The 26,004-nt window shown below is 61.5% G+C and carries 27 protein-coding genes, 1 pseudogene and 1 riboswitch; of the genes and pseudogenes, 2 read left to right on the forward strand and 26 right to left on the reverse strand.

Annotation, left to right across the window (positions count from 1 at the left end; translation table 11 throughout):
- The 16 genes from hypF to KIP88_RS46905 form a co-directional block, all read right to left on the reverse strand.
- Entirely contained in the window at window positions 1–2,268 is a 2,268-nt protein-coding gene (hypF, locus tag KIP88_RS35940) for a carbamoyltransferase HypF (RefSeq protein ID WP_214492905.1), read from the reverse strand.
- Window positions 2,265–3,224, reverse strand: coding sequence for a hydrogenase nickel incorporation protein HypB (gene hypB, locus KIP88_RS35945; protein ID WP_214492940.1), 960 nt, complete (start codon window positions 3,222–3,224; stop codon window positions 2,265–2,267). The genes hypF and hypB overlap by 4 nt, the downstream gene beginning before the upstream one ends.
- Window positions 3,224–3,565 (reverse strand): hydrogenase maturation nickel metallochaperone HypA, encoded by a 342-nt coding sequence (hypA, locus tag KIP88_RS35950; protein ID WP_214492906.1) that lies wholly within the window; start codon window positions 3,563–3,565, stop codon window positions 3,224–3,226. The genes hypB and hypA overlap by 1 nt, the downstream gene beginning before the upstream one ends.
- Window positions 3,558–4,514, reverse strand: coding sequence for a nickel-dependent hydrogenase large subunit (locus KIP88_RS35955; RefSeq protein ID WP_308163717.1), 957 nt, complete (start codon window positions 4,512–4,514; stop codon window positions 3,558–3,560). Before KIP88_RS35955 ends, hypA begins: the two co-directional genes overlap by 8 nt.
- Before the next feature lie 137 nt (window positions 4,515–4,651).
- Window positions 4,652–5,185, reverse strand: a complete 534-nt coding sequence (gene hybE, locus KIP88_RS35960) for a [NiFe]-hydrogenase assembly chaperone HybE (protein WP_214492908.1) — start codon at window positions 5,183–5,185, stop codon at window positions 4,652–4,654.
- Window positions 5,175–5,390 carry a rubredoxin gene (locus tag KIP88_RS35965; RefSeq protein WP_214492909.1) on the reverse strand — a complete coding sequence of 72 codons (216 nt, stop codon included), beginning with the start codon at window positions 5,388–5,390 and terminating at the stop codon, window positions 5,175–5,177. The genes hybE and KIP88_RS35965 overlap by 11 nt, the downstream gene beginning before the upstream one ends.
- Entirely contained in the window at window positions 5,387–6,205 is an 819-nt protein-coding gene (locus tag KIP88_RS35970; RefSeq protein WP_249791270.1) for a hydrogenase expression/formation protein, read from the reverse strand. Before KIP88_RS35970 ends, KIP88_RS35965 begins: the two co-directional genes overlap by 4 nt.
- Before the next feature lie 469 nt (window positions 6,206–6,674).
- Window positions 6,675–6,965 (reverse strand): HypC/HybG/HupF family hydrogenase formation chaperone, encoded by a 291-nt coding sequence (locus KIP88_RS35975; RefSeq protein WP_214492911.1) that lies wholly within the window; start codon window positions 6,963–6,965, stop codon window positions 6,675–6,677.
- 16 nt (window positions 6,966–6,981) lie between these two features.
- Window positions 6,982–7,566, reverse strand: coding sequence for a HyaD/HybD family hydrogenase maturation endopeptidase (locus tag KIP88_RS35980; protein ID WP_057846121.1), 585 nt, complete (start codon window positions 7,564–7,566; stop codon window positions 6,982–6,984).
- A 12-nt stretch (window positions 7,567–7,578) separates the two neighbouring features.
- Window positions 7,579–8,310: a Ni/Fe-hydrogenase, b-type cytochrome subunit gene (cybH, locus tag KIP88_RS35985; RefSeq protein WP_374226551.1), complete on the reverse strand. Its 732-nt coding sequence runs from the start codon at window positions 8,308–8,310 to the stop codon at window positions 7,579–7,581.
- Window positions 8,311–8,321: 11 nt separating this feature from the next.
- On the reverse strand, window positions 8,322–10,112 hold the full coding sequence (locus KIP88_RS35990) for a nickel-dependent hydrogenase large subunit (protein ID WP_214492913.1): 1,791 nt from the start codon (window positions 10,110–10,112) through the stop codon (window positions 8,322–8,324).
- A gap of 20 nt (window positions 10,113–10,132) precedes the next feature.
- Complete coding sequence (locus KIP88_RS35995) at window positions 10,133–11,224, reverse strand: hydrogenase small subunit (RefSeq protein ID WP_214492914.1); 1,092 nt, start codon at window positions 11,222–11,224, stop codon at window positions 10,133–10,135.
- A gap of 459 nt (window positions 11,225–11,683) precedes the next feature.
- Window positions 11,684–12,214: a GNAT family N-acetyltransferase gene (locus KIP88_RS36000; protein ID WP_108521719.1), complete on the reverse strand. Its 531-nt coding sequence runs from the start codon at window positions 12,212–12,214 to the stop codon at window positions 11,684–11,686.
- 56 nt (window positions 12,215–12,270) lie between these two features.
- Entirely contained in the window at window positions 12,271–13,461 is a 1,191-nt protein-coding gene (locus tag KIP88_RS36005) for a hypothetical protein (RefSeq protein ID WP_244608572.1), read from the reverse strand.
- Window positions 13,462–13,478: 17 nt separating this feature from the next.
- Entirely contained in the window at window positions 13,479–14,567 is a 1,089-nt protein-coding gene (locus KIP88_RS36010) for a radical SAM protein (RefSeq protein ID WP_308163715.1), read from the reverse strand.
- Window positions 14,564–14,953: a hypothetical protein gene (locus tag KIP88_RS46905; protein WP_249791272.1), complete on the reverse strand. Its 390-nt coding sequence runs from the start codon at window positions 14,951–14,953 to the stop codon at window positions 14,564–14,566. The genes KIP88_RS36010 and KIP88_RS46905 overlap by 4 nt, the downstream gene beginning before the upstream one ends.
- Window positions 14,954–16,041: 1,088 nt before the next feature.
- Between KIP88_RS46905 and KIP88_RS36015 the strand changes: the two genes are divergently transcribed.
- Window positions 16,042–16,617, forward strand: coding sequence for a histidine phosphatase family protein (locus tag KIP88_RS36015; protein ID WP_057846123.1), 576 nt, complete (start codon window positions 16,042–16,044; stop codon window positions 16,615–16,617).
- On the opposite strand, the gene cobT is transcribed toward KIP88_RS36015, so the two are convergent.
- From cobT to cbiE, 8 genes and pseudogenes are all read right to left on the reverse strand, one after another.
- A complete protein-coding gene (gene cobT / locus KIP88_RS36020; RefSeq protein WP_214492915.1) occupies window positions 16,612–17,667 on the reverse strand; it encodes a nicotinate-nucleotide--dimethylbenzimidazole phosphoribosyltransferase in 1,056 nt (351 codons plus the stop codon). The two genes, KIP88_RS36015 and cobT, sit on opposite strands and share 6 nt — an antisense overlap.
- 52 nt (window positions 17,668–17,719) lie before the next feature.
- Window positions 17,720–18,469 (reverse strand): precorrin-6A synthase (deacetylating), encoded by a 750-nt coding sequence (gene cobF / locus KIP88_RS36025; RefSeq protein ID WP_214492916.1) that lies wholly within the window; start codon window positions 18,467–18,469, stop codon window positions 17,720–17,722.
- 50 nt (window positions 18,470–18,519) lie between these two features.
- Window positions 18,520–19,197, reverse strand: coding sequence for an energy-coupling factor ABC transporter permease (locus KIP88_RS36030; protein WP_214492917.1), 678 nt, complete (start codon window positions 19,195–19,197; stop codon window positions 18,520–18,522).
- Between the two features lie 34 nt (window positions 19,198–19,231).
- Window positions 19,232–19,442: riboswitch (cobalamin riboswitch) on the reverse strand.
- Between the two features lie 51 nt (window positions 19,443–19,493).
- Window positions 19,494–20,185: pseudogene (gene cobA / locus KIP88_RS36035) on the reverse strand (uroporphyrinogen-III C-methyltransferase).
- Complete coding sequence (locus KIP88_RS36040; protein WP_214492918.1) at window positions 20,182–21,492, reverse strand: cobyrinate a,c-diamide synthase; 1,311 nt, start codon at window positions 21,490–21,492, stop codon at window positions 20,182–20,184. Before KIP88_RS36040 ends, cobA begins: the two are co-directional and overlap by 4 nt.
- Window positions 21,492–22,274, reverse strand: a complete 783-nt coding sequence (gene cobM / locus KIP88_RS36045) for a precorrin-4 C(11)-methyltransferase (protein ID WP_214492919.1) — start codon at window positions 22,272–22,274, stop codon at window positions 21,492–21,494. Before cobM ends, KIP88_RS36040 begins: the two co-directional genes overlap by 1 nt.
- On the reverse strand, window positions 22,271–22,639 hold the full coding sequence (locus KIP88_RS36050) for a cobalamin biosynthesis protein (RefSeq protein ID WP_214492920.1): 369 nt from the start codon (window positions 22,637–22,639) through the stop codon (window positions 22,271–22,273). Before KIP88_RS36050 ends, cobM begins: the two co-directional genes overlap by 4 nt.
- Window positions 22,636–23,817 (reverse strand): precorrin-6y C5,15-methyltransferase (decarboxylating) subunit CbiE, encoded by a 1,182-nt coding sequence (gene cbiE, locus KIP88_RS36055; RefSeq protein ID WP_214492921.1) that lies wholly within the window; start codon window positions 23,815–23,817, stop codon window positions 22,636–22,638. Before cbiE ends, KIP88_RS36050 begins: the two co-directional genes overlap by 4 nt.
- On the opposite strand from cbiE, the gene KIP88_RS36060 reads away from it, so the two are divergent.
- A complete protein-coding gene (locus KIP88_RS36060; protein ID WP_214492922.1) occupies window positions 23,816–24,565 on the forward strand; it encodes a cobalt-precorrin-6A reductase in 750 nt (249 codons plus the stop codon). The genes cbiE and KIP88_RS36060 overlap by 2 nt on opposite strands.
- Here the strand turns inward: KIP88_RS36060 and cobJ are convergent.
- Window positions 24,541–25,275: a precorrin-3B C(17)-methyltransferase gene (gene cobJ / locus KIP88_RS36065; protein ID WP_214492923.1), complete on the reverse strand. Its 735-nt coding sequence runs from the start codon at window positions 25,273–25,275 to the stop codon at window positions 24,541–24,543. The two genes, KIP88_RS36060 and cobJ, sit on opposite strands and share 25 nt — an antisense overlap.
- Entirely contained in the window at window positions 25,272–26,003 is a 732-nt protein-coding gene (locus tag KIP88_RS36070) for a precorrin-2 C(20)-methyltransferase (RefSeq protein ID WP_214492924.1), read from the reverse strand. Before KIP88_RS36070 ends, cobJ begins: the two co-directional genes overlap by 4 nt.
- Window position 26,004: the final 1 nt, after the last annotated feature.

Consider the following 26,004-nt stretch of genomic DNA (forward strand, 5'->3'; position numbering starts at 1 on the left):
TTAGGCTGTTCCTTCCAGGGCTGACGGCCGTTCTGCAATCTGCAGAGCGGCTATCCAGGCTTGTCCGAGGCTCAAGCCACCGTCATTGGGCGGAACCTGCCGTGGCAGCAGCGGAGTGAGGCCGGCCGCAATGCAGCCGCGCTCGATTTCATCCGCGAGTACCGCGTTCAGGAAGCAGCCGCCGCTCAGAACGACGGCGGTAACGCCAGTTGTCCGCGCCGCGCGCGCGACCCAGTCAACGCAGGCAGCGGCAAACGTGCCATGAAACAGCCCGGCTCCCTCCGTGGCGCCGACGTTGTCTGCAATCAAACGCGCAAACAGCGGGCGAAAGGACAGCACGTCGCCATCGATAATCCAGCCCGCTTCAAGCACCGCAGTCCGCCGCACATGCGCCTCGAGCTTCATCGCGGCTTCGCCCTCATAGCTCTGCAAAGTCGCGATCCCCAGCAGCGCCGCCGCTGCGTCGAACAGTCGGCCCGCGCTGGTCGTGGTCGCCACGCCGGGCTGATCGAGCAATGACGGCAGACGCTCGGCCTGAGGCTGTGCTGCAAAGCGCAGCGTGATTTCGTTTTCCCGTCCCAACAAGTGAAGTATTGCGCTCGCCATGCGCCAAGGCTCGCGGGCTGCGCGATCTCCGCCAGGCATTTGCAACGGCGCGAAATGCCCGATCCGTCGAAACCCGGCGCCTTCGCACAACAAGAGTTCGCCACCCCAGTTGCCGCCGTCGGAGCCATAACCATGGCCGTCGAGGAGAAGGGCGAGCGTAGGCCCGGCAAGGCCATGCTCCGCGATGACGGCCGCAGCGTGCGCGTGGTGATGCTGGACAGCGACCAGCGCGCGGCCGCTTGCTTCCGCAAAGCGGGTGGCCGCCATGTTGGGATGCAGATCATGGGCAATGACGACAGGATCGATGTCGAGGGTCGATGTGAGGTGCCGGATCGTCTCCTCGAAGAAGCGGAAGCCTTCAGCCGTATCGAGATCGCCGATGTGCTGGGAGACGAAGGCCTCACTGCCCCGTGTGACCGTGATGGTCGATTTCAACCCGCCGCCGACGGCGAGCACGGGCGGCACAGACCTCGCAAGCCGGATCGGTTCGGGAACATAGCCGCGGGCGCGACGAATGAATTGGCGCCGCCCCGCCACCACCGCCACTACCGAATCATCGGCGCGCGTCAGAATATCGCGATCATGGGTCACAATAAGGTCGGCGATGCCCGCGAGCCGCCGCAGCGCCTCCGCGTTGTCGATCGGGAGCGGTTCGCCGCCGGGATTAGCACTGGTGCTGACAATGACCGGACCTTCAGCCCCATGCCATGCACCTGTCGAACGAAGCGCATGGAAGATGAGGTGATGCAACGGGGCCGCCGGCAGCATCACGCCGACGCGCGACAGACCAGGGGCTATCGCCGGCGCTAGATTGTTGCGCGACGGCAGGAGGACGATCGGACGGGCGACGGATTCGAGCAGTGGGAGCTCGGCGGCATTAGCCTGCGCAATCTCGCTGACCTGCTCTACGGAACCAACCATGACCGCGAACGGCTTCTGGTCGCGCTGCTTCCTCCTGCGCAAACGCTGCACGGCGTCATGGTTGCGAGCGTCGCAAAGGAGCTGGTACCCGCCAACCCCCTTTATTGCGACGATTTGGCCGCCATCGATCCCCGCGGCAATGTCGTTGATCCCATGACTGAGCCGAGGACCGCATGTCGGACATGCAATCGCTTCCGCATGAAACCGGCGGCTCGCCGGATCGGCATATTCGCCCGCGCAGGCGGCACACATCGCAAACTCCCCCATCGCCGTGTTGCGGCGATCGTAGGGAAGCCGTTCGGCGATGGTATAGCGCGGGCCGCAATGAGAGCAGTTGATGAAGGGATAGAGGTAATGGCGGCTGTTCGGGTCGAACAACTCATCGAGACATTGCTGGCATGTCGCGGCATCGGCGACGATCCGCGTCGAGCCCCTCCCGTGTTCGCTGGCGCGGATTGAGAAGTCTTTCGCCGCAAGCGCATCAATCTCCTGAACGGAGATGTGGTCGATCCGCGCCAATGGAGGGCTTTCGAGTGGCAAAGCGGCCACAAACTCGCACGTAAGGTCGCCCTCAACCTCGATGATCACGCCATCAGGATCGTTGGCGACGAACCCGGCCAACCTATAACGGGTAGCGAGACCATAAATATACGGACGAAAGCCGACACCCTGCACGGCGCCACTGACGCGCACCCGCAGCCGCGTTCCGCCGCGGATGATGGCGTCGCCGCTCGCGCTCATGGCAATGCGTCACCGACGGGACGCCTCTGATTCGCAGCCTGCTTCCGGATCCAGGCGTAGAGCGCGGCAAAGCCCTCGCCCGTACGCGCCGAAACCGTCAGCACCTCAATGTTCGGATTGACGCGTCTCGCATATTCGATGGTCTTGGCTGAATCGAAGTCGACCACCGGCGCCAGATCAATCTTGTTGATCAGCATCAGCGACGATGCGGCGAACATATCCGGATATTTGAGCGGCTTGTCTTCACCATCGGCGGTCGAGAACACCACGATCTTGCAGGCCTCGCCGAGATCGAACGCCGCGGGACAAACTAGATTCCCGACATTCTCGATGAAGAGAATACCGCCCTTGAGCGGCGGCAAGCGGCGATAAGCCTCACCGACCATCGCAGCATCGAGATGGCAGCCCTTGCCCGTATTGATCTGAATTGCGGGCACGCCGGTGGCGCGAATGCGATCGGCATCGTTCGAGGTCTGCTGGTCTCCCTCGATGACACCAACCGGGCGGCTATCCTTCAGTTCGGAGACGGCGCGGACGAGCAGCGAGGTTTTGCCGGCGCCCGGACTGGAAACAAGATTGAACACGAGCAAGTCATCGGTCAGGAAGCGCGCGCGGTTGTCGGCGGCCATCCTATTGTTCTTGCCAAGGATGTCGCGCTCGATCCGAATGGTTCGCTCGCTGCTCATACCCGCGATCTTCAAGCCGGCCGGATCGGCACCGCAATCCACAAGCACCCCTCCGCCCTGAGCATGTTGATGGCTATGATCATGATGGTGATAATGGCCGTGGTGATGGTTGTGAGACTCATGCACGTTTTGACCGCTATGCACATGATCACGGTGGTGACCGTAGTGATCATGCGCATGATCATGGTGATGGCCCTGGGTTTGCGCACTTTGCGCGTCGGCGCGTTCGATGGAGGGCGTTCTTTCGCTACAGCCACATACGGTACACATCAATCGACCTCCAGCTCTTTCACCTGCATCTCTTCGCCCCCGGTTACCTGCAGCTGATAGCTGCCGCAGCAGGGACACGGCTCATCGCGCTGCGCAATCTCAACACTCCTCGAACAGGCCATGCACCAGGCGACGCCAGGCAATTCGATGACCTCAATAACCGCGCCATCGGCGATGGTCCGCGCGGCAACGGCCGCAAAGCAGAACTTCATCGCTTCGGGAGCGACATGGCTGAGCGCCCCGATCTCCAGACACACGGTCTTCACCCTGGAAAACGATCGCCGGCGCGCCTCCTCCTCGACGATCTCGACGATGCCCTCACAAAGCGCCATTTCATGCATCGCCAATTTCGCGAAAATTGAGAGTGAACCCGACGCAAGGGTCGAAGGATGCGACCATCGCGCGAACCGCACCCAGTCCCCGCGGTTTCGCGGCCAGCACCGCGCCTTGCAGGCTGCGGACAAGCGGTCCGCGCGCGTGGAAATTCCACTCGGTTGGGGCAAGAAATTCCCAGCGCAAAATCTGCCCCTGACGATCAAGCTCAACCGCGTGATAGAGACGTCCCCTTGCGCATTCGACCGCGGCCGCACCACGGCCCGGCCCCAGCCTGTAGCTTTCGACGATCCCATCCTCCGCTGTTTCAACATAAGCACTGGAGCGGAGCCAAGCGTGCAGTCGCACGATTTCCGCGATCCTCGCCTTCAGCCGCTCGGCCGGCCCCGACCGGCCTAGCGTGAGCTGATCACGCATCATTTGGCGCGCCCACGCACCTGTCTCGGGAATGCGGCCCTCCAGGTCGGGGCAACGGCAAAATCCTGCATCATCCGCGAGCAGCCGTTCAATGACGCCGCGGTCGTCGGCAACGGACAAAAACGAGTGCTGCGTCGGCATTGGGTTCAACGTGTCTTCCTCGAGAGCCGCGATGCGAAGCGCGAGTGGGTTACCGAGTGTCGGCGCGCCGTCTTCGTTCGTTATGCCAAGCGCTGCCAGCGCAATCGGAACCCGCGCTGTTGCCTCGCGTCGAACCTGGCCGCAGCCGGGCTCTGAGCTGTTGAGAAGTGCCGATACCCCCTCCATCAGGGCGCGGATCGCTGCGGCGCTGGTGGTATCCAGCGCGAAATGCCCGACAAACAGGCCCCGCAGCAATTCCGCCAGCCGCTCGGCAACGACCATGGCGATACGATGCTGCCGCGTCGCAAGGGTGATGTTTTCGCGGCGCGCCGCCTCGATCGCGGACAGGAATGCCACCTGGTGCGCGGCGGCACACAACGAGAAGATTCGCGGCAGCACGTTGAGCAACGAAGCGCCCGGCTTGCCGGCGAATAGCCGCGCCAGTGGCGGCCGGGCGCACGGCAGAATCTCGACCGCGGCAATTGCGTCGCCAGCAAGCGATACGGTAACATCGATCTGGTTGCGGACGGCGAGGCTCATGCGCGCCGCTCCGTCAGTACACCGTGCAAGAAATGCCGGCGGTCGAACGAACTGATATGTGGCGCATCTGTCCCATGTGACGCCGCGCGATTGGCCGGCGACATCAGCGCCGCGAGCGCTGCTTCGGCGGTGGCGCGCGCGGACGGCATATCCTCGAACTCAAACATCGGCGAGAACAGTGAGTAGCTCGCGATCGAGCCCACGGGCACCAGATCGCTGACGGTGAATTCGATCTCGCCGGCAGGAAATCGCAAGCGCAGGTTCGATCCCGGGCCCGGAGACGATTGCGAAGTGCCGTCACGCATGGGTATGACCACGTTCATGAACCAGGGCGTGACCATCATGCCGACGACCCTGCCCTCGCGCGCGCGAAAGGCGATGGCTTCGACGCTCAAGGCCTCGTTGAAGATCGGCAGGTCGCGCATGGTGCGATCGGCGATATCCCGATAGGCTGCCGCCAGCATCTCGCCCCACGCCGACGCATCGGCGTGCACGCTCCTGCGGGGATGCTGTTCGCGGTCAGGCGTCATCTTCAATCCCCATGAACTTCGATTTGGGCGCATCGCAATTTGGACAACGCCAATTTTCGGGCAACCCGGCGAAAGGCGTTCCCGCTGCAATCTGCGTCGCCTCATCCCCCTCAGCTGGGTCGTAGACGATCCAACAGATGCCGCACTCCATGCGCGCGCCGTCTGCGATATCCTTCCGGACGCTAAAATTCTCGAAGCTCGTCATTCGAAGTAAGCTTTGATGATTTCTTGCAGGCGTTCGGCGGAATCCCAGCAATCCTCCTCGGCGGCCAAGGCAACCGTTGGCACGCCGCCGATCTCCAGCGTATCCAGAATGATGGTGTCCATGGCATTGAAGAACTGCACCGACCAGACGTTCCGGATGCCCGTCGCAAGCACTCGGCAAGTCCCGTAGCCGCGCGAGCTGAGCTGGATCGGCCCGTTGCCGACGCTTTGCTGCAGAAACGCCTGGTCGACCGGGCTCATCGGCAGCAGGGTGAAGTTGATGATCTGCGAGCGCATGCCCGGCCGCCAGGCCAATGCCCGCTCGCGGATTTCCGCGAGCACCGGCAGCACGTTCATCGCGCCGTCCGGTGCCGCGCCGATCATGAGATCGCTCGACGTCAGGTCGGTTGCGGCGCGCCGCACGATCTCCGGGATGGCACCGACCTCGACATATTCGTGTGCGGCGTCGGTCTCGATGCGCACGCGCCAGATTCCCGCAAGTACCGATTCCTGGATTTGCGCCACGCGGCCACCCGGCAGCGCCACGACGCCGGCGAGCTCGCCCTCTCCAAGCACGTCCGCAATCAGCTTGCGCTCGAGATCGCTGAGATTCCCGAGCCTGAACAGCTGCGTCGGCACGTCGCTCTTCTGGCCGGCAACGGCAGCCGCGACGGAAGACAACAGCGCGATGGCACTCTGACAGTTCCTTGCCAGCTCGATGCAATTGAGCGAAGCGGGCGTCGCGAGCGCACCCGCAGCCGTCAGCCCGCTATGGGCTGCGTCGAGACTTTCCGCGGCGATAGGAAACACGCTCATCGGCTGCTCGCATTTTCTCGGCGCTATCGGGCGCGACCCGGAAACCTGTTTCATGATACGACGTTCCGTTGGTGTGCTGAGGGATGATGCTTATGTCCACAGACGCGCCATTGGCGCGCGGGCGATCATGAGCTTCGCAATGCGGTCGATAGAGATCTCCCGGATCTTGGCGATTATGCCGAGTGTCTCGCGCTTGTGCGACGCTTTCGGTCCCCACCTCGGACAGACGGAGCCGCGTCAGATCATGTTTCCCGGGCTGAAAGTCCATCAGCCGCCTCCCTGATAATCCATGGTTCTGCTGGATGAGGTGTAGCAAGGCACGTGCCAATCATTGCTCTTTCGCGATTGCGTTCCCGCTCGGATCAGCACCCGCTCGACATATTCCGCGTGAACCTTGTTTCGGCTGCAAATTTGGTTTCCGCTGATATAGGCAAAGATGGGCAGGCAGTGTCCGGGAGGCGGCACCAGGCTAGCGCAGGTGCTCGGGCAGTTGCGGCTCTTGACCGATCAAGTCCGCAAAGAAACGATCGCAATCGTGGTCATTGAGGGCCGCATCACGGCCCTCAAGCGCGTCCGCGATCAGCCGCGCTTCGTCGTCATCCAAGAGCCGCACCGCGGTATCGATATGGACAAGCACCTTGGCACCGACCGGCGGCTCGGAGAGCAGCATGACTAAGACGCGCCGCTGTTCATTGGCATATTCGCAAAGCGCCGACATGCCGTCGGTCTCAATAATCGTCATTGGCAAGCCAAGGCACATGGTAATCGGCGAGCCGCTAGATCGGCCGCGCCCTCCTCTCATACTTTGCATGGTCGATGTCGTTCGCGAGCAGACGCTCCGACTCCGGTAGCGGCGCGGTCCGCAGTTTTGCCGGAGAACCCCACTGCGCCAGCAGTTCGCAAGCCAGTTCGATCGCAGGCGCAATCTGAGTGCGCACCGGAGCGGTCAGCGGCCCGCCCCAATCCTCCAGATCAAGTGGCTGACAGCCGATTAGAGCGAGCTCTCGCGGGCAGCGGCCAAGCAGGTCGGCCGCACTTAAGACCTCCTGGAAACCGGTCTGATGCAGGCTCACCTTCTTGGCGCCGGTGAATTTCGGCACCTCCTCGTCTCGCACGAGCTTCAAGTGCCCGGGCGCGAGTCCATAATCGATGGCATCGAACGCTATCAGGCAATCGGCCTCCTCGAGAAAATTGACGAGGTAGAGCCCCTGCGTGCCGCCATCGAGCATGGTGACATTGCCAGGGACGGCGTAGCGGCAGTGGAACTGCTCCACCACCCGCACGCCGAACCCCTCATCGGCCCACAAGATATTGCCGATGCCGAGCACCAGGATCCGTTTCGTGTTCTCCGGAGTTGGCATCTGCATCGTCAATCAATCGCGGAACTCGCGCTCGCCAGAAATGATCGAGGAGACGATGCTCTGGCGCGACACGATGTCTTCGCGAACCGCTGTATAGATGTGGATGAGCGCAAACGTCACGATCATCCACAGGCCGAGATGATGCCAGGTGTGGACGTCCTGGCTGTTCGGCCAAATCGAAAACACCCAGCCGAACAGCATGTACTGCCAGCTGTCGTTGCCGGTGCCCTGTGCGTACAGTGCAAAGCCGGTGACGATCATGGACGCGATCGCCAGCGTAAACATGAAGAACATCGCAAGCTGGGCCAGCGGATTGTGCGCGACGTATTTCTTTGGCTCGGCCGCAACGAAAGCGTACCAGCGAATCTCGTGCCACACCTCGCGCCAATAGCTCTTGCGCCAGAGCGGCACATAGAAAATCTGCTTAGCATGGGGGTTGCCCATGAACGCCCAGTAAATGCGGAAGAGGAAGCCGAGCGTGAGCACATAGCCTGCGAAAAAATGCGCAAAACGGATCTGGCCGAACAGGAAATTGTCGCTTGTCTCTCCCGGCATGGTCGGTATCCCACTGCCGATGAAATAACCGGTGAGGCCCAACACCAGGATTGCCGCGGCGTTGATCCAATGCCACAGCCGCACCGGCGCCTCGTAGACGTAGACGACGCCACGCTCGGCGCTGCGGCCGGAGCGTACCGCGTCGGCCGCGACAGCGGCGGTTAGCGCGTGCGGAGATTTGTCCAGCAATGCCGCCTCCCCTAGCGGACCTTGACCGTTGCCATTTCCTGGCCATCCGGCCCCATCACATGGGTCGAGCAGGCCAGGCATGGATCAAAGGAATGGATCGTGCGCAGGATTTCCAGCGGCTTCTCCGGATCAGCGATCGGGGTATCCATCAACGAGGCCTCAAATGCACCGATATTGCCGTTTGGATCACGCGGCGAGCCGTTCCATGTCGTCGGCACGACGCACTGGTAGTTGTCGATCTTGGTCTCCTTGATCTTGATCCAGTGCCCCAGCGCACCACGCGGCGCCTCGGTGAAACCGTAGCCCTTGGCTTCCTTCGGCCAGCTCTCCGGCTTCCATTTATCGACGTTGGCGGTAGCGGTGTCACCCGTTTTGATATGCGCCATAAGCTTGTCCTGGAAATAGCGCATCTGGTGCGCGGCCCATTGGCATTCGAGCGCACGCGCCGCAGTGCGGCCGAGCGTCGAGAAGAGTGCAGCGAAGGGTAGATCGAGCGTCTTCAGCAGCTTCTCGGTCGGCTCCTTGAATTCCGCTTTGCCTTGCGCGTGACCTATGATGTATCGCGCCAGCGGTCCCACCTCGACGGCGTTGCCGCGCCAGCGCGGCGCCTTGATCCAGGAATACTTGCCGCCTTCGTCGAGCTCCTTGATGTGGGTCCTGGTGCCCTTGACGTTGGGCCCGAGCTGGAAATTCGGCTCGGTGATACCACCCCAGGGATGCAGCCCCCTGGTTTCATCGGGATATTTGTACCAGGAATGGGCGACGAACTCCTGGATCTGCTCGGGATCGCCGTGATCGATCGGCAGGACTTCGCTGAAATTGCCATTGAGGATCACGCCGCGCGGCAGCTTGAGGTTTTTTGCGGAATAATCATTGGCGTTCTCGGGAATGTCGCCATAGGACATTATGCTCTTACCCGAGAGACCACCGCCATAGAGCCAGTCTTTGTAGAAGGAGCCAATCACGGCAACGTCGGGCAGATAAACCTGCTCGACGAATTCGATCGAACGGCAAATGATCGAGGATACCAGGTTCAGCCGCTCCATATTGATGGCGCCCACTGCACCGGTACCATCGACATTGATGGCACAGGCCACGCCACCGACCAGCCAATTCGGATGCGGGTTCTTGCCGCCATAGATGGCGTGGATCTTGACGACGTCCTTCTGGAAGTCGAGCGCTTCCAGATAATGCGCCAAGGCCATCAGGTTCGCTTCCGGCGGAAGCTTGTAGGCCGGATGCCCCCAATAGGCATTCTTAAACGGGCCGAGCTGCCCTGATTCAACGAACTTGGTGAGCCTGATCTGCAGATGTTTGAAATAGCCTGGCGATGAGAGCGGCCAGGACGAGACCGATTGCGCCAACGCAGAGGTCGCCTTGGGATCGGCCTTGAGGGCGGAAATCACGTCGACCCAATCCAGCGCGTGCAGGTGATAGAAGTGCACAAGATGATCGTGCACCTGCAGGCAGAGCTGCATGATATTGCGGATCGAATTAGCATTCTCTGGAATGGTGATGCCCAGCGCGTTCTCCACCGCGCGTACCGAGGTGAGCGCATGTGTGCCGGTGCAGACGCCGCAAATCCGCTCGGTGAACGCCCAGGCATCGCGAGGATCGCGTCCACGCAGGATCGTCTCGATGCCGCGCCACATAGTTCCGGATGAGACCGCGTTGCGGATCACATTGTCGGAATCGAGATTGACCTCCACGCGGAGGTGGCCTTCGACCCGGGTCAGCGGATCGATGACAATGCGTTTGCCGGAATGGTCGAGTTTGAACCCATTGGGTGTCTGGGTGCCCATCGTTGTCCTTCTGAATTCGATTATTTTTCCTGAGCTACTCGGCCCGGTTTACGGGTCAGCCGCTTCACGGCCGTGACCGCCGCGTGCGCGGCAACGGCTAGGCCGACCGCGCCAGCAGCGGCCATGCCGATTTGATCGGCGTTGGCCTCGATGCCGAATTGCTTGATGGTCGTCAGTCGATCGTAAAACGAGCCCTTGTCCCAAAAGCCATCTTCGGAGCAGCCGAAGCAGCCGTGGCCGGATTGGATCGGGAAGGAAACGCCGCCGTTCCACCGAACGGCCGAGCAGGCGTTGTAGGTGGTCGGCCCCTTGCAGCCCATCTTGTAGAGGCAATAGCCCTTGCGCGCTGACTCGTCGTCCCACACCTCGACAAACTGGCCGGCGTCGAAATGGGGACGCCGATAGCACTTGTCGTGGATGCGCTGGGAATAGAACATCTTTGGACGCCCTTGGCGGTCGAGCTCGGGAAGCTTTCCGAACGTGGTGATGAATGTCACCAAGGCGGTCATGACCTCTGCGATGGGCGGGCAGCCGGGCACCTTGATGATCGGTTTGTTCGTGATCACTTTATCGATCGGCGTCGCCCCAGTCGGGTTGGGCTTGGCCGCCTGCACGCAACCCCAGGACGCACAAGTCCCCCAAGCGATGATCGCCGTGCAATCTTCCGCCATCGCCCTGAGCTTTTCGACGAACGGCTTGCCGCCATCAATGCAGAACATGCCGCCTTCGTTCAGCGGCGGATTGCCTTCAACGGCAAGCACATACTCGCCCTTGTACTTGGCGCGGGTCTCCTCGAGGATGGCTTCGGCCTGGTGTCCTGCCGCCGCCATGATCAGGGCGTCATAATCCAGCGAGATCATCGACAGCACCACGTCTTTGACGAGCGGATGGGCCGAGCGGATAAAGCTTTCCGAACAGCAGGTGCATTCGAGCCCGTGCATCCAGATCACGGGCACACGCGGCTTTGTCTCCAGCGCGTTGGCAATCTGGCTTGCCGCGAGCGGACCGAGCCCGAGGCTCGTTGCCGTCAAACTGCAGAATTTGTGGAAACTGCGACGCGTGATACCCTGACGTCTGATGACGCCGTAAAACGTTTCCGCTGCCCCGCCCATAAATTCCCCGAGATCTGTTAGCGACGACTTGCTGACGCTAGGGTAGCAAGAAGCAGGCCAACACCACACGTAAAACACTTGAGAGATACCAAGCCGTTTCCAGAAGAAGCGCTCAAATTAGTCACGCAAGGGCGATGAGAGCCGGGGAAACGGAACGCATTCAATCAGAAAGCGGCAAGTAAGCTGCCGGCTTTAGCTCGGTGGCTTTGCGATCAGTCCTCCGTACACATCACGCAGGGCCGAACGAACGCACGATATTCTGGTCGCAGCGTCTGCATGACCAAGTCGCTGTTCGACACTGTCTGATAGGTAACCATCACCTCAATGGGGGCATCGCCACGTCTTCTCGTCGAGCTCACCTTCCGCGCTTCCGCGACGCCGCGCTTCTCTTGGTCGTCGCGCGCCGAAATCCTAGCGCCTCCACCTTCTTCAGCTTTTCACGAAGCTGGTCCCTCAGGATTAGACTGGATTATCCAGGTTCACAATGTCGTCTATCATGTGAGGTGGGTCATCCCGGCCGGTGAGCCGCTTATCGTAGAAAATCACTGCATATCCGTGCAACATCCCTTCCTTGCGGCGAACGTAGCCAGCCGTCTCATAAAGCCTTTGAGCCCCTACTTGGATATTTGTCGTGTCGAGAATTATCCACTTGAATCCTAGAGCACCGGCTAGCGATTCCAATTCACTAAGAATCCTCCTCCCAAGCCCTCGTCGGTGAAAGGCAGGATCGACCCGCATCCGCTTCAGCTCTGCGACATCACCGTCAACAGGTTTCAATCCACCCATGGCAACGAGTCGGGAACCAATATGCGCAACCACGAAGTCTCCGCCTGACGCGATGTATACTTCTCCAATGTTGCGTAGATCATCCTCCCACGCTCCTTCCGGGCCACGCACACCAACATCCTCCGATGCGCTTCTATGCATATGCCATACATCATCAGTATCCCCTGACTCAAACCGACGAAAGATCACCTCGTCTTGAGACATCGAACATCACCTTTCGACCGGTGTCGGGCGCCGCACGTCTGGCGCATACCGTCAGCTTACGGACGCGCCGCCGTTAATAGCCGCTGTGAAAGGACAACCTCAACACTTTCCGACGCCTCAACTCCGACAGTTGGACGACCCGGTTCAACCGTATACTTTAAGGCAGTAATACGGTGCATCCGGGTGAACTGATCCAGCGCATAAACACAAGACGCGCGCAGGTTTCCGATTTCATTGCCGTGGCGTTCCATGACGGACGAAATGGTTGCAGACTTAGGAAAGTCCGCTTTCCCTTCTAGCCAAGTTGGCGTGAGCTCCGCGCTTCTATTGTCCGGTGACAACCAGCGGAACACCTCGTGAATGCATCCCTGCGGATAGTATTCGGACAGCCGATATACATCCCTATAAAACTGCGGCCTCTGTTGGAAGAGTTCTTCACCGACCAGTAGCACCGAGACCGCCACTATGCGGGCAGAGAACCGGCCGCTCGGGCCAAGCCTGTTCTTGTAAGGGTTCTTTCCGTAAAACACACGGAATTGGCCAAATAGGTCAGGCGACATATGTTCGTAAAAGCGGGTCAGAACATTATTTGCTGACTCAAGGCGCTCCAAGCATACCGCAAGACATTGACGAGCGTCCGCGCCAGCCGCGTCACGCAATTCAAGTAGAGCGTCGATTGCTAGCTGTAGCTCGCTCTCGATGAGTTGGTGACCTAAGCAAAAATCTCGCTCCTCGACCCCGGCCGCGCCGAGGCAATACACGCGTGGATCGCTCTGCACCGGGTTCGCAAGGATCATATCTTCATACGAGAGGACCTCAATGCTAGGCTGCCGATGACAACTTAAGCAGGCAAGACGGCTCAGCTCCTCTCCCACCGTCAACTCCGCGTCCACGGGATCAAGACCGGCAAACGCTGACATCTGATAAGCACAGTTGACGAGATACTGGATGTCTGTCTTAGCGATCGCGAAGTCGGGCTGCGGCAGATTCAGCAGCTGTACCTCATAGTCAGTCGATGCAATCATCGCGTTGACGCTGCGTCCAAGAGCCTTGACCCCTTCATCTGGCCGTTTACTGCCTTTGATCTCGGCAATGCAGTGCGGAAGCTGATCGGCGACAAAATTGCTGACAAGCCCAAGCGGGCGTTTTCGCTGCCCGCGATCAATGCTATCGGCAAGATGAGAAAATATCTGCTGCTCCCGATAGGGCGGCGGCTCCGGAGTGGAAAGGGATAAACTATGGATCATAGACGAGCGCCCCGATTTCATCGAAAGACAGCTTGCATTTCTGCACTTGACCCGTATCTTGCGGCCGGCGAGTAGTCGTGTTTTTCGAGCAGATCGGTTCGCTTGTCTGTTATCCTGCCATCGTTGTACGCGACCCGCTCAAGCACATTGTCGGAGAAAAATAGCAGCGAAACAGCGCCCGAGTTGATATTGCCGGCGGCAGTTAACGACAGCACGCCATCGTTTGAGATGCAGACGAGACCCGCCTCCCTTAAGATTTCAAGCTCGCGGCAAAAGTATTCTTCAACCGATACTCCAAATTCCCGCTCGAATCGGGAGAGCAACACTCCGCTGCTTCGCAAAGCAAACATTAACGTTCGGCGCATAAGGTCGTCCTGCGACAGTACAACACCCCTCCACACTGGCTTCTCGCCTGCCTCAACCCTAGAGAGGTAGCGATCTAAGGCTGCCTCGTTATAGAACTGGCACTGGCTCATGTAACCAAATCCGCCAACCCCAAACGGGACAAGATTATTGTCGTTCCAGGAATCGTACTTACGGCGCTGTTGAACGGAGTGCGGCTGCGACCTCTTAGTCCAATAGAAAATCGGCCCGTGGCGATAGCCGAGTTTAGTGAGGATGTGCTCTGCCATAAAGTGCATTATGATGCGCTCTTTAGCCCCGGCGAATTGATATCGTCCTCTAGCCAAATGGCGGGCCACGGGGTCAGTCGATTTAAACATCAATGGGAATACATTGAACTTCTCTATTCCCATGTCCAATAGGCCGATAATTGAGTCGTACCAGCTTCGGAGCGTTTGCTGCGGCAGCCCATACATGAGGTCAAGCGACAGGTTCTCAACGCCCATTTCATTCAGCAATTTTACGGTTTGTATCACCTCCTCCACACCGTGCCCGCGGTTCAGTATGCGCAAAATATTCCAGTCTAGACTTTGAACGCCCAGTACGAAGCGGTTTACCCCACCTCTAAGTAGAGTGGATATGCGATCCGCAGCGTCCGCATGCTTCACAAGAGAGGGATGCAATTCGAAACTTACTTCGGCCCTCGATAAATCAAAGCGCTGATTAGTCATATCAAATAGCGTTTTGAGTTGATGGTTGGTCAAAAACGAGGGAGTGCCACCTCCAAAAAAGCAGTCTCAACATCTCTGCCAGCAAGCGCCGCATCTGACCAACTCATCTCCTTATTCAAAGCCACCAAATAACGTTCCACTCGCTCGGAAGATGGATTGATTTCCTTGGCGAAGTGGCAAAAGGTGCAATACTGATTACAGAAGGGGATGTGGAAATAGAGATCAATTGACGACGCGACCTGAGTCAACAACCTTTCGGCATTCAGGTCCCCCATTGCCTTGAGAGGCGGATAGGTGCCGACGAGATAATCGTTGTGCGTATCAAGGTGCAAGTTTCGCGATCTCAACATGTCTAGGTTGATCTCGTACGAACGGTCGATCGCGAATTCCAGGGCCTCGGAATAGCTTGGCGCGTTCATGCTTTGGGACTCCTTTAGTTTTCGTGTGCAGGAAAGCCGCGATAGCAGCTGCGGCGGCGTCCCATCAGTTTCTTCTTTGGCTCGTTACTGAAGCAGCACATTTCGATCAGCCACCTGCATTCGCCTCCCACTGGACCCCGATCAGATCGCACGTCGCGATGCGCTCAGCGAGACGCGCGGGATGACTAGAGATTGTCGAGGACAGGCAGGTGTCGCGGCCAACGCGAATATTCTTCGTGCGTTGCGAAACCTGACGGCACTCAGTGCGGCGTCTCTGGTGTTGATTTGGATCAATCGAGTAAAGTTCATTTAGCTCCTGCGCCAACGACTGGGAGAGCGGCATGGTCGTGCGGATCCTTTACCTTGTCCCAGCAATCGACGTGCCACCAAGCACGTTGTGCGAGCCTTGCTTGAAGAGTCAAAATCATGTGCTTCGCGCCGCGGCGACGGAATACTTGCGCCTCGGCGTCGGTTTCCGGACATACGCGTCTTCAACCGGACACGCCGAACACGACACCACGGAGCATCGAATGACGATGGTCGTCTCTCGACGAGCTCAGTTGCCCCTTTCGGCGGCCGACCGGGAAGTCAGCACTGGGGGAGCGATGCTGCTTCACATCGCACCAGCTTATGGTTATTCTCGCTGTTGGCCTGATCATATCAGCCAGTGGTATAGGTTGCCGGCGATTTAGCCGTTAAGCCTGCAAAGCATGTCTCTACGCGGGACAGCTTGCCGCGCGCGACGACGCGCAGGAGATCCCCCGGCGACCGTTCGAGACGTTCGGGAGCTCAGTTAGCTCGACGCCCGACGCATCCGCAGGCCGGCTGATGTCGATTCCAGAACAGGGGCCGATGGCAATCAGCGCGGGCGCCCATCGCCGTCGCATTAACAAGGCACGAGCGCGGTCATGAAAAACCGGCCCTGACGCCAGGCAACACCGCGCCTTCCTTGCACGGCGGCGGCGCCGGGAGGAGTTGAGATACGCATTTTGCTCCGGCTGTGATATCAGTCCTTGGTCGCGGTAAACCGTCCGCGGGCGAATGTTCAAGATGTTTCTCGCATTGATAAGCATCTCGGAGATATGGGAATGGAAGGGGAAGCCTTTCTTTGGTTGGTCCGGCATGCGGTCGTCGATTCTATCGAAGGAACGATCTCCCCTTCGGGCGCTCCGGCCGATCTCAGCGATCGGGCGCATTTGGAAGCCGTGCGAAGGCGCTTGCCGCGGGTCGCCGCAAGCTATGCGAGTCCGTCTCAACGAACTCTCGATACCGCGCGCGCATTCGAGCTTGATCCAATCCTGGTGCCTGAGTTTCGGGAGCAGGACTTCGGGGATTGGACCGGCCGACGTCACGACGATCTCGCCGCTCTCGGAGAAGAAGGGTACGCCGAGTTCTGGAAGGATCCCGCTCGTTCAAGCCCACCCGGCGGCGAGAGCTTCGAAGATCAAATTGCGAGGGTTCGGGATGGACTTCGTAAAATAGCTGCTGGTCCAGCAACGCTCGTCGTGCATTCCGGCACTATTCGCGCCGCGCTCTGCGTAGCCCTCGACATCGCACCGCAAGCAGCGTTGCGCTTTGTTATCGATCCGCTGTCGATCACCCGAATTGATCGGCTACGGAACAATTGGCGGATTGTGTCGGTCAATCAGAATGTCGCGTTATGAGCGATTCGGAACGCTGGCTTGCGCGAAGGTCGCCATGCCATTGTGCAGAGCGCATGCAAGCCGCAGGATCGGCAATGCAAGCGCGGCGCCCGATCCCTCCCCTAACCTGAGGTCCAGATTGAACAACGGCTGCACATTCAGGGCCTCAAGAACCAGGCGGTGCCCCTGCTCGGCCGATTGATGCGAGGATAAGAGAAAGGGCCGACACGACGGATTAAGATGCACCGCCGTCAATGCCGCGACGGACACGATGAAACCGTCGATCAGGATAGGGAGGCGACGCTGTGCGGCGGCGATGATCGCGCCCGTAATCGCAGCAGTTTCGAGACCGCCTACCGCGCACAGGATCCGCTCGGCAGAAGTTCCTGGTCTTGTAAGGTCATGACGAGCCAGCGCTGCATCAATCAGGTGCGCCTTGCGTGCACGGGTGTCTGCATCGAGCCCGGTGCCATTGCCGGCCACCTGCTCGGCGCCCATGCCAAGCAGCGCGGCGGCGACTGCCGCAGAAGTCGTGGTGTTGCCGATCCCCATGTCACCAAGGATCAGAAGATCTGGTTCTGCTGAGGCCGCCCGCGCGACGGCACGCTTGCCGCAGTCGAAGGCAAAGGCGACCTCCCCCAACTCGAGCGCCGCTTCTTTGCTGAAATCCCGGCTGCCCCGGCGCGGCTTGTCTGTCGCGACTCCCGGGATGGGCTGTTCGGCGAGCGTCCCGGCATCGACGATCTCTAGACTTAAGCCCAGCTCGCGCGCAAGAACCGAAATTGCTGCACCGCCTGACGCGAAATTCGACATCATCGCGCTCGTAACTTCCTGAGGATAGGCCGATACTCCCTGCGCGACGATGCCGTGATCCCCTGCAAAGACGATGATCGGTACGCGCTCGGCTCGAGGCCGGTCGGTTTGTTGCAGACCGGCCAGCTCTATCGCGAGGTGCTCGAGGCGACCCAGCGCACCGGTCGGCTTGGTGAGCTCGGCCTGACGGGCCAGGGCGGCATCGCGATGGACGGTCGAAACGCCCGGGCACTCCTGGTAGACCCACTCGGGTAGCATGTGGTCCTGCCCTTGGTGATTGTTCAAGATGCCAGCGGCCTTCGTACGAGTGCTACGACACGCGCTTCAGGATGTAGCTATCCATGATCCAGCCGTGCCTGGCGCGTGCTTCCTGTCGTGCGGCGACGATGCCTGGCCCCACTTCTGCAAGCGCACCTGACATGGTGATCTGCTCGGGCATCCCGAGATAGGCGCCCCACCAGATATGTAGTCCGTTCGGGTCGAGCGACTGGAACGCGGCACCGCCATCGAGCATGATGACCACGGTGTCGGTGCCTGACGGCCAACCGACCTCGCGCAGCCGCCGTCCGGTGGTGACGAGAAAGAGCTCCCCGATGTCGTTCAGTGGCAGTGCATGCGCGGCGCAAAGCGCCTGGATCGACGTGACGCCTGGCACGACCTCGATCATTGGCAACGGATCAAGCCTTCGTGCGATCCGCAGGCTCGAGTCGTATAGCGAAGGATCGCCCCAGATCAGCAGGGCAACGCGCCCGTCATGACCGAGATGCGCCGCAATTGCCCGGGACCAGGTCACGGCGACGGCGTCGTGCCATTCCTCCACTCCCTTGCGGTAGTGCTCCTGCGCGGTGCCGCGAACGGGCAGGTCGAACTCAGCAACGCGCGTGCGACTGTTCGTCAAGGCTTGCGCACAAATCAGCCGGCGCAGGTCGGCGAGATCGGACTTCGCGGCACCTTTGCGCGGAATCAGCACCAGGTCAGCCGCATTGATCGCGCGGATCGCAGCAAGCGTGAGCTGCTCGGGATCGCCGCAGCCAATGCCTATCAGGGAGAGTGTCAGCATCACGTTATGAGTGGGGGCGGCCGCGACTTGCGACCGCCCTTACGCCATCTTCAGGCGGCGTTGTGAAGGCGATAGGTAACAAGACCGTCGGCCGTCACATCTCGTAGTGATTTCGCCAGTGCCAGCACGGCCAGATCGGCCAGCGGCTCAAATACTACGACGAGCGCGTAGGAAGCGGCGAAAGACGCGATGGAGGCGAGGTTCTCGGCCGCAAAGCCCGCACCATACAGCGCCCAGAAGGCGACCCACGCCACGATGCCGGATTGATAGGCGGTCGAAAGCGCAAGCGCCTGGCGATACTGCAGGTCAACATAGGCGGTGCTGCGAGGAATGATCCACCCGGCCAGCGCCTGGATCGCAAACAAAGGCACCAGCAGCGTGGTCACGTTCATACCATATTGCGGCAGGTCGGTCGGTACGAAGAACAGCCCCTGCAGCAGAAGACCAAGCGCCAGCCCGAATGCGGCTGGCGCTGCGCCGAACAGGAGAAACAGCGTCGAGCCGAGAATGAAATGCACCTCCGAGACCCCGATCCGGAAATGCGGCAGCAGTTCGAAGAAAGAGAAGACCAGGACCGTTGTTGCGACGGTGCGCACCGCGAATGAAACAAACCCCTGCTCGCGCACGGTTTCGACCGTGAGCTTGAGAGCGCAGCCGGCGGCAACGGCACCGGTCGCGTAACTCAGCACGAGCTTGGCGCCCGTAACGATACCTGGTTCGATATGCATGACTTACGTCCCTTCTGCCGTCACACGACGGCGCTGGTGTTAAAAACTGCAGAGCCGGTCTCCTGGCTCGCGGTTCGAAACGGGTCCCGGCCTTCCCAAGCTGACGGCCCAGTGGCGGATTGGAGCCCCTCACCGCTTACAGGCGCGGGGGCGGCCGGGGCTTTGGGCGCCGCATTCAGGTCCGCCCTTCCCCGTTTCCGATTATGCTTTGCGCCGCTTCGAGCACCATGCCTGCTCTGTGTGCTCCTTCCGACGAGAAGACGTCAAGGGGCTCGCGAGATCGGGCGACGGCGTCATCATAGAGTCTCTCCCGCCAGCGCGCCGAAAAGAATGACCGCCGCCGTTGCGGCGCTGGCTTGCGCGAGCTGCTCTGCAAGCTTTGCAATCGTGGTGCGGACAATCCGCTCCTCGGCGCGGCCCAGAGACTCCGCAAATAGCGCCGGCGTGTCGGGAGCCATGCCGTGCTCGATCAGCTTTGCCGCGAGCACCGGGAATGTGCGCTTGCCCATATAGACCACGGTCGTCGATTCAGGATCGGCCAGTGCCGCCCAATTGAGATTCGCGGGCAACCGCCCGGTGACACCTGCGCCGGTCACGAACTGGACGCGGCGCGAGGTGTGCCGGCGGGTGAGTGGAATGCCGGCGCGCGCTGCCGCAACGCAGGCTGACGTGACGCCTGGAATGATCTCGTAGTCAATGCCCGCAGCTCGCAGCGCCTCGATCTCTTCTTCAAGCCGGCCGAAGATGCCGGCGTCTCCCGATTTCAAGCGAACCACGCGGGCACCTGCGGCGGCGTAGTCGATGAGCAGCCGGTTGACATGCCAACAGCCACCAGATTGCCCCCGGGGCGGGCGTGATCGAGGATCGCGCCCGAGGCAAGGTCGTCATACAGCACGACATCGGCGGCGCGCAGACGCGCGGCCGCCTTGAGCGTCAGGAGCTCGGGATCGCCTGGACCGGCCGAGACAAAGGAAACAAAGCCGCTCACCTGTCCTCCGCAATCAGATGGAAGAACGTACCGGTGGCGTGACCGCGCCGCGAGCCGGTTTCGGCAACGGTCACACCGGTCGCGTCCCGCACGATGGCCAGGGGCGTATCGGGCTGCGAGACAATCGTGGAATAGTGGAACTCATGGCCGCGCAGACATGCGCCGGCCTTGTGTCCCGGCATCGGCGCGGCAAGTTTGGCAAGCCGGTAGCCCAGATGCATGCGACGCTGGGCAAAACTTGTCTCCAGGCCAAGCAATCCCGTCATCTCGTGGAGTGCGTCGTTGGCATCGGTCAAGGCAGTTCCCAGCACAATATAGCCCCCGCATTCGCCATGCACCGGCCGTGTCTCGGCAAAGGATTTTAGCGCACGGCGAAATCGCGTGTTCGAAGCTAGCCGGCCGGCATACAATTCCGGATAGCCGCCAGGTAGCCAGCAGACGTCGGCGCTGGCGTCAGGACCTTCGTCGGCGAGCGGCGAGAAGGTTGAGATCTCGGCACCGGCGGCACGCCAGGCTTCGAGCATGTGCGGATAGACGAAAGAGAAGGCAGCGTCGCGTGCCAGCGCGATGCGCTGGCCGGGCGGCGTGACGTTTACACTGCGCGCGACCAGTTGCGGTGACCAGGCGCATGCCGATTGCAGCACTGCGTCGAGATCGACATGTTCGGAGACAATGCGCGCGGCTTCAGCGATCAGGCCGTTGACCTCGGCCTGCTCCTCGGCCTGCACCAGGCCAAGGTGCCGCTTCGGCAAGGTGATCGCGGCGTGGCGCGGTAGCGCGCCGAACACGGCAATGCCTGCGGCCGTCAAGGCGCGACGCACAAGCTCTTCGTGCCGCGCACTAGCGACGCGGTTGAGGACGATGCCCGCAAGGCGCACACCCGCGCGGAAGTCGCGCAGCCCGGCAGCTATGGCCGCGGCGGTTTGCGCCTGCCCGGAAGGATCGATTACCAGCAGAACCGGCCAGCCCATCATTTCGGCAATGTCAGCACTGGCGCCGGTGCCCGAGACGCCAGGTACCGCGACGCCGTCAAACAGGCCCATCGAGCCCTCGGCCAGAACGAGATCCGCATCCGTGCCCCGGCTTACGAGGCGTTCGATCGCCTCGCGATGCATGGCCCAGCTGTCGAGATTGACGGATGCGCGTCCCGTAGCGGCGGTATGAAAGGCCGGATCGATGTAGTCCGGTCCGCTCTTGAAGCACTGGACCTTCAGCCCGCGATCGCGATAGGCGCGCGCCAGCGCCAGCGTCAGCGTCGTCTTGCCGACACCGGATGCCGGCGCGGAGATGATGAGGCTCCGCGCCATCACGACGCCTCCGGAAAACGCGGCGTCGTGCCGACAGGCCGGTAGCGACGGTCATAATCGGCCGCATAGAGGCGGCTCTCTGCGAATTGTTCCGACCCCAGCGTGCGACCGACCAGAATGAGCGCTGTGCGCTCGAGCTCGGCGCCAGCAGTGGCATTGAGCGTACCGAGCGTAGCGCGGATGATGCGCTGGTCGGGCCAGCTCGCGCGCCAGACGACAGCCACCGGGCAGTCCAGACCATAATGAGGCGCGAGTTCGGCGACCACCTTGGCGAGCATATGCACCGAGAGATGGATGGCGAGCACCGCACCGGTGACGGCGAAGGCGGCGAGATTTTCGCCCTCAGGCACCGCGCTCGCCCTGCCCGGCGTTCGCGTCAGCACGACGGACTGCGCAAGACCCGGCAGCGTGAGCTCGACTTCGAGCGCCGCCGCCGCTGCGGAAAAGGCCGGCACGCCAGGGGTGATTGTATAGGAAATGTGAAGCGCACGCAGGCGGCGCAATTGCTCTCCCATCGCCGACCAGATCGAAAGGTCGCCGGAATGAAGCCGTGCGACATCCTTGCCTTCCGCGTGCGCGGCAACGATCTCGGCGATGATCTCATCGAGCGATAGCCGTGCGGTGTTGACGATCCGCGCACCTTGCTGGCAATGCGCAAGAACGCCCTCGGGCACGAGCGAGCCGGCATATAGGCAGACCGGACATGCGGCAATGAGATCACGGCCGCGCAAGGTCAGCAGATCGGCAGCCCCCGGCCCTGCGCCAATGAAGTGCACCGTCATTCGCCATCTCCTTCCGCGATCGCTGCGGTGGCCGTCCGATCGTGCGAAACCATCCGTGTCGAAATAAGGCGCGCATGTCGGCCGGCCGCTACAAGCGCGGCGGCTTCCGCGACGGATCCCGCGCCGAGCTTCGCCTTGATGAATTCAGACTGTGTCGGCGTAACGATGCCTGCCAGGGCCTTGGCCGGCACGGCCTTGATCGGCACGTTGAGTTCACGCGCCAGCAATTTGAGCGCCGCCGCTTCTGCCTTCTCGCTGACGGTTGCGACAGCCGCGATTCCGTCGGGACCACCCGCGGCGACAAGCGCTTCGCGCAGCGAAGCAACATTCACGTCACGCCTGAATCCCAGACCCGCGACCTTCACTTCACCGCACTCCATTGCACGACTGGCCGCGCCGCCTCCCAGGAACGGTAGCGGCCGAGGCTACCTGCCTGCGCGATTTCGACCCGCATCAGTTCGCCGCCGTAACGCTGCTGCAGATCCGACAGCAACGCCTCCGTCTCCAACGTGACGGCGTGCGCAACGATCCGCGTTCCCGCCTGCATGCGGGACCACACGCCATCGAACATCGCGGCATCAAGCCCTCCGCCGACGAACACCGCCTGTGGTGTCTCGATGCCCGACAGAATGCCGGCGGCCGTTCCCTCGATGACGGTGATCCGATGCGCCAAGCCGAAGGCGGCGGCATTGCTGCGGATATTCGCGGCGCGATCGCCTCGTGCTTCGATGGCCATCGCCACGCCTCCGCACAAGGCCCACTCCACGGAGATCGAGCCGGAGCCCGCACCGATGTCCCACAATCGCTCGCCGGGCTTGGGTGCCAGCACCGAAAGCGCAAGAGCGCGCATCGGACGCTTGGTAATCTGGCCGTCATGCACGAACAGCGAATCCGGGAGGCCAGAACTGCGTGACAGCCCATCCGATCCGCCGGCCTCCAACGCAATGGCTGCCAGACCGGCGCTATGGTCGGTGACGTAGCTGTTAGCGCGATGTTGCGTGATTGTCTCGCGTGGGCCGCCAACCGCGGTGAGAGTCCATAACCGCGACTCCCCCCAGCCGCGCGCTGTCAGCCATTCGGCCAGATCGCCGGCCGCCTTGCCGTCGCGCACCAGACAAATGATGCGCGCGCGGCGCGCCAGATGCGGAACCAGCCGTTCAAACGGTGCAGCATGAAGGCCGAGACAGCTCACGGATTCCAGCCGCCAGCCAAGCCGTCCTGCCGCTAGCGAGAATGTTGACGGTGCGGAATGGACGATCCATTCGCCGGCATGCAATTTCTCCGCGAGACTTCCGCCGACGCCGTGCCAGAACGGATCGCCCGAGGCGAGCACCGCCGTCGGCCGACCGCGGCAGGCCAGCACGCAGTCCGCATCGAACGGCACCGGCCACGGACGGCCGCGGTCGGCAATGCCTGCCAGCGCGAGATGCCGGTCGCCGCCAAAAACCGTTTCGGCTTCTGCAAGGGCTTTTCGACTTGCTTCGGAGAGGCCTGCAAGGCCATCTTCGCCGATGCCTATAATGGTCAGCCAGGGATTACCCATGATGCGCGCCCTCATCCTGGGCGGAACGAGCGATGCCAATGTGCTCGCGGACGCCGCGGCGCGTGCGGGGCTCAACGCGGTCTATTCCTACGGGGGACGCACCCGGGCCCCTGCAAACCAGCCGCTGCCGACCCGCATCGGCGGCTTCGGCGGCGCGAGCGGCCTTGCCGAATACCTTCGTCGAGAACGAATTACGCATGTCATTGACGCGACCCATCCCTTCGCGGCCGAGATGAGCCGCAACGCGGTGGCGGCGTGTGCGACGAGTGGAGCCCAGCTGATCGCGCTCGAGCGCGCGCCATGGGCGAAAGCGCACGATGAAAGCTGGATCGAAGTCGCGGACATCACCTCCGCTGTTGCGGTGTTGCCAGACGAGCGCGCGCAGGTGTTTCTTGCGATCGGCCGGCAGCATATCGCCCCCTTCGGCGCCAAGCCGCAGCACGCCTACACTTTGAGGTTTGTCGATCCTCCCGCTGGACCGCTGCCGTTGCCAGACGCCGACGTCATCGTGTCGCGCGGACCATTCACCCTCGCCGGCGAATTGGAGATGATGCGCTCGCGCGGCATCGAATGGATCGTTGCCCGCAATTCCGGGGGAACGGGCGCGCGTGCCAAGATCGACGCCGCGCGCGAGCTCGGCCTTCCAGTTGTCATGCTCTCGCGGCCGCAACTGCCCGACAGGCCGCGGGCGGAAAGCGTGGCCGAGGTCATGGAATGGCTCGGTCATCGGGCATGCCTCGGAGCATAAACCCAGCGACCGACGCGACGCGTCGCCGAATTACCGACGATGACGAGGGTTCGCATGTCGGCCATCTCCGACCGCGCCTCGTGCAGCGTGACCATTTGAATTTGTTCTTTGGGCGTGCTGACAGCGTGCGCGAAGATCACGAGGCGTTCACCGCAGCCCGCCTCACGCAGAATCTCGAGCGCGCGTCCAAAACCCTCGGGCCGGCTCGCCGAACGCGGATTGTACATCGCGATCGCGAAGTCGGCTTCGGCGGCAAGTCGCAGGCGTTTCTCGATCGTCGGCCACGGCTTCAGATTGTCGGAGAGGTTCATGGCGCAAAAATCGTGGCCTAGAGGCGCGCCGGCGCGGGCAGCGGCCGCCAGCATCGCGGTCACGCCAGGAAGGACCCGGATGGGAAGCCCCTGCCATTGCGGCGATGCTTCAAGCGCTTCGAACACGGCTGAAGCCATCGCGAACACGCCAGGATCGCCGGAGGAGACCACAATGACGTGGCGTCCTTCCGATGCCAGCCGCAGGGCGAGGGCCGCACGCTGCAACTCCATGCGATTGTCGGATGGATGCATCGTAAGGCCGTCGCGAGCCGGCACGCGCTCGACATAGGGCGCATAGCCCAATATGTCGGTCGCGGAAGCGAGCGCGGCGGAGACTTCCGGCGTGACGAGCGCTTCGTCGCCCGGCCCAAGTCCCGCGATGGTCAGCGAGCCCGTCATTCGGCGGACTCCATGCGCCGCCCCTGCCCGTGCACCAGCACGATCGCAAAATAGGGGCAATCTGCCTCGTCGACGTCTCTCAGCCTCGCCACGCGCTCGCCCGGCATGGTGCCGCGCTCAATCAGCCATGCGTCATCAAGCCGGCCGGCGACCGCCAACGCGCGACGGACCTTCCTGAGATTGCGCCCGGTCTTCATGATCACGAGCGCATCGGAATTGCGCACGCGCCGTTCGAGTTCGTGCTCCGGCAACGTTCCCATCAGCACCGTCATCACGTCGTCGCCAAGGGCGATCGGCTGGCCAACCGAATTCCAGCAGCCCGCCATTCCGGGAATGCCTGCGACCACCTCGATCTCTATTCGCCCCTGCAATCGAGCGTGCAGGTGCATGAAGGAACCATAGAAGTAGGGATCGCCCTCGCAGAGCACGACAACGTCGACCGCGCGGGTGAGCCGCGCAAGACGCTCCGCCCACTCGTCGTAAAAGCCGGCGAGGAGGCGGACATATTCCGGACTATCAAAGGCGATCTCCGTAGTGACCGGATATTCCATCGGGTATTCGCAGATGTCCTTGGCAAGTAGCCCATCGACGATGCGCCGGGCCTGGCCGGGGCGACCTTTCTTCCGGAAATAGGCAACATGCCTCGCCGCGCGGACTTCGCGATCAGCGCGCACACTCATCAAGTCCGGATCGCCTGGCCCGAGGCCGCAGCAGATAATACGACCCACG

The sequence above is a fragment of the Bradyrhizobium sp. SRL28 genome, assembly GCF_018596315.1.
Taxonomy (GTDB): domain Bacteria; phylum Pseudomonadota; class Alphaproteobacteria; order Rhizobiales; family Xanthobacteraceae; genus Bradyrhizobium.

What these genes read in the sequence shown, in the direction of transcription:
- hypF (WP_214492905.1), bottom strand. Translation starts at nt 2,268, where the DNA reads ATGAGCGCGAGCGGCGACGCCATCATCCGCGGCGGAACGCGGCTGCGG.
- hypB (WP_214492940.1), bottom strand. Translation starts at nt 3,224, where the DNA reads ATGTGTACCGTATGTGGCTGTAGCGAAAGAACGCCCTCCATCGAACGC.
- hypA (WP_214492906.1), bottom strand. Translation starts at nt 3,565, where the DNA reads ATGCATGAAATGGCGCTTTGTGAGGGCATCGTCGAGATCGTCGAGGAG.
- hybE (WP_214492908.1), bottom strand. Translation starts at nt 5,185, where the DNA reads ATGACGCCTGACCGCGAACAGCATCCCCGCAGGAGCGTGCACGCCGAT.
- KIP88_RS35965 (WP_214492909.1), bottom strand. Translation starts at nt 5,390, where the DNA reads ATGACGAGCTTCGAGAATTTTAGCGTCCGGAAGGATATCGCAGACGGC.
- KIP88_RS35970 (WP_249791270.1), bottom strand. Translation starts at nt 6,205, where the DNA reads ATGAGCGTGTTTCCTATCGCCGCGGAAAGTCTCGACGCAGCCCATAGC.
- KIP88_RS35975 (WP_214492911.1), bottom strand. Translation starts at nt 6,965, where the DNA reads ATGTGCCTTGGCTTGCCAATGACGATTATTGAGACCGACGGCATGTCG.
- KIP88_RS35980 (WP_057846121.1), bottom strand. Translation starts at nt 7,566, where the DNA reads ATGCCAACTCCGGAGAACACGAAACGGATCCTGGTGCTCGGCATCGGC.
- KIP88_RS35990 (WP_214492913.1), bottom strand. Translation starts at nt 10,112, where the DNA reads ATGGGCACCCAGACACCCAATGGGTTCAAACTCGACCATTCCGGCAAA.
- KIP88_RS35995 (WP_214492914.1), bottom strand. Translation starts at nt 11,224, where the DNA reads ATGGGCGGGGCAGCGGAAACGTTTTACGGCGTCATCAGACGTCAGGGT.
- KIP88_RS36000 (WP_108521719.1), bottom strand. Translation starts at nt 12,214, where the DNA reads ATGTCTCAAGACGAGGTGATCTTTCGTCGGTTTGAGTCAGGGGATACT.
- KIP88_RS36005 (WP_244608572.1), bottom strand. Translation starts at nt 13,461, where the DNA reads ATGATCCATAGTTTATCCCTTTCCACTCCGGAGCCGCCGCCCTATCGG.
- KIP88_RS46905 (WP_249791272.1), bottom strand. Translation starts at nt 14,953, where the DNA reads ATGAACGCGCCAAGCTATTCCGAGGCCCTGGAATTCGCGATCGACCGT.
- KIP88_RS36015 (WP_057846123.1), top strand. Translation starts at nt 16,042, where the DNA reads ATGGAAGGGGAAGCCTTTCTTTGGTTGGTCCGGCATGCGGTCGTCGAT.
- cobT (WP_214492915.1), bottom strand. Translation starts at nt 17,667, where the DNA reads ATGCTACCCGAGTGGGTCTACCAGGAGTGCCCGGGCGTTTCGACCGTC.
- cobF (WP_214492916.1), bottom strand. Translation starts at nt 18,469, where the DNA reads ATGCTGACACTCTCCCTGATAGGCATTGGCTGCGGCGATCCCGAGCAG.
- KIP88_RS36030 (WP_214492917.1), bottom strand. Translation starts at nt 19,197, where the DNA reads ATGCATATCGAACCAGGTATCGTTACGGGCGCCAAGCTCGTGCTGAGT.
- KIP88_RS36040 (WP_214492918.1), bottom strand. Translation starts at nt 21,492, where the DNA reads ATGGCGCGGAGCCTCATCATCTCCGCGCCGGCATCCGGTGTCGGCAAG.
- cobM (WP_214492919.1), bottom strand. Translation starts at nt 22,274, where the DNA reads ATGACGGTGCACTTCATTGGCGCAGGGCCGGGGGCTGCCGATCTGCTG.
- KIP88_RS36060 (WP_214492922.1), top strand. Translation starts at nt 23,816, where the DNA reads ATGATGCGCGCCCTCATCCTGGGCGGAACGAGCGATGCCAATGTGCTC.
- cbiE (WP_214492921.1), bottom strand. Translation starts at nt 23,817, where the DNA reads ATGGGTAATCCCTGGCTGACCATTATAGGCATCGGCGAAGATGGCCTT.
- cobJ (WP_214492923.1), bottom strand. Translation starts at nt 25,275, where the DNA reads ATGACGGGCTCGCTGACCATCGCGGGACTTGGGCCGGGCGACGAAGCG.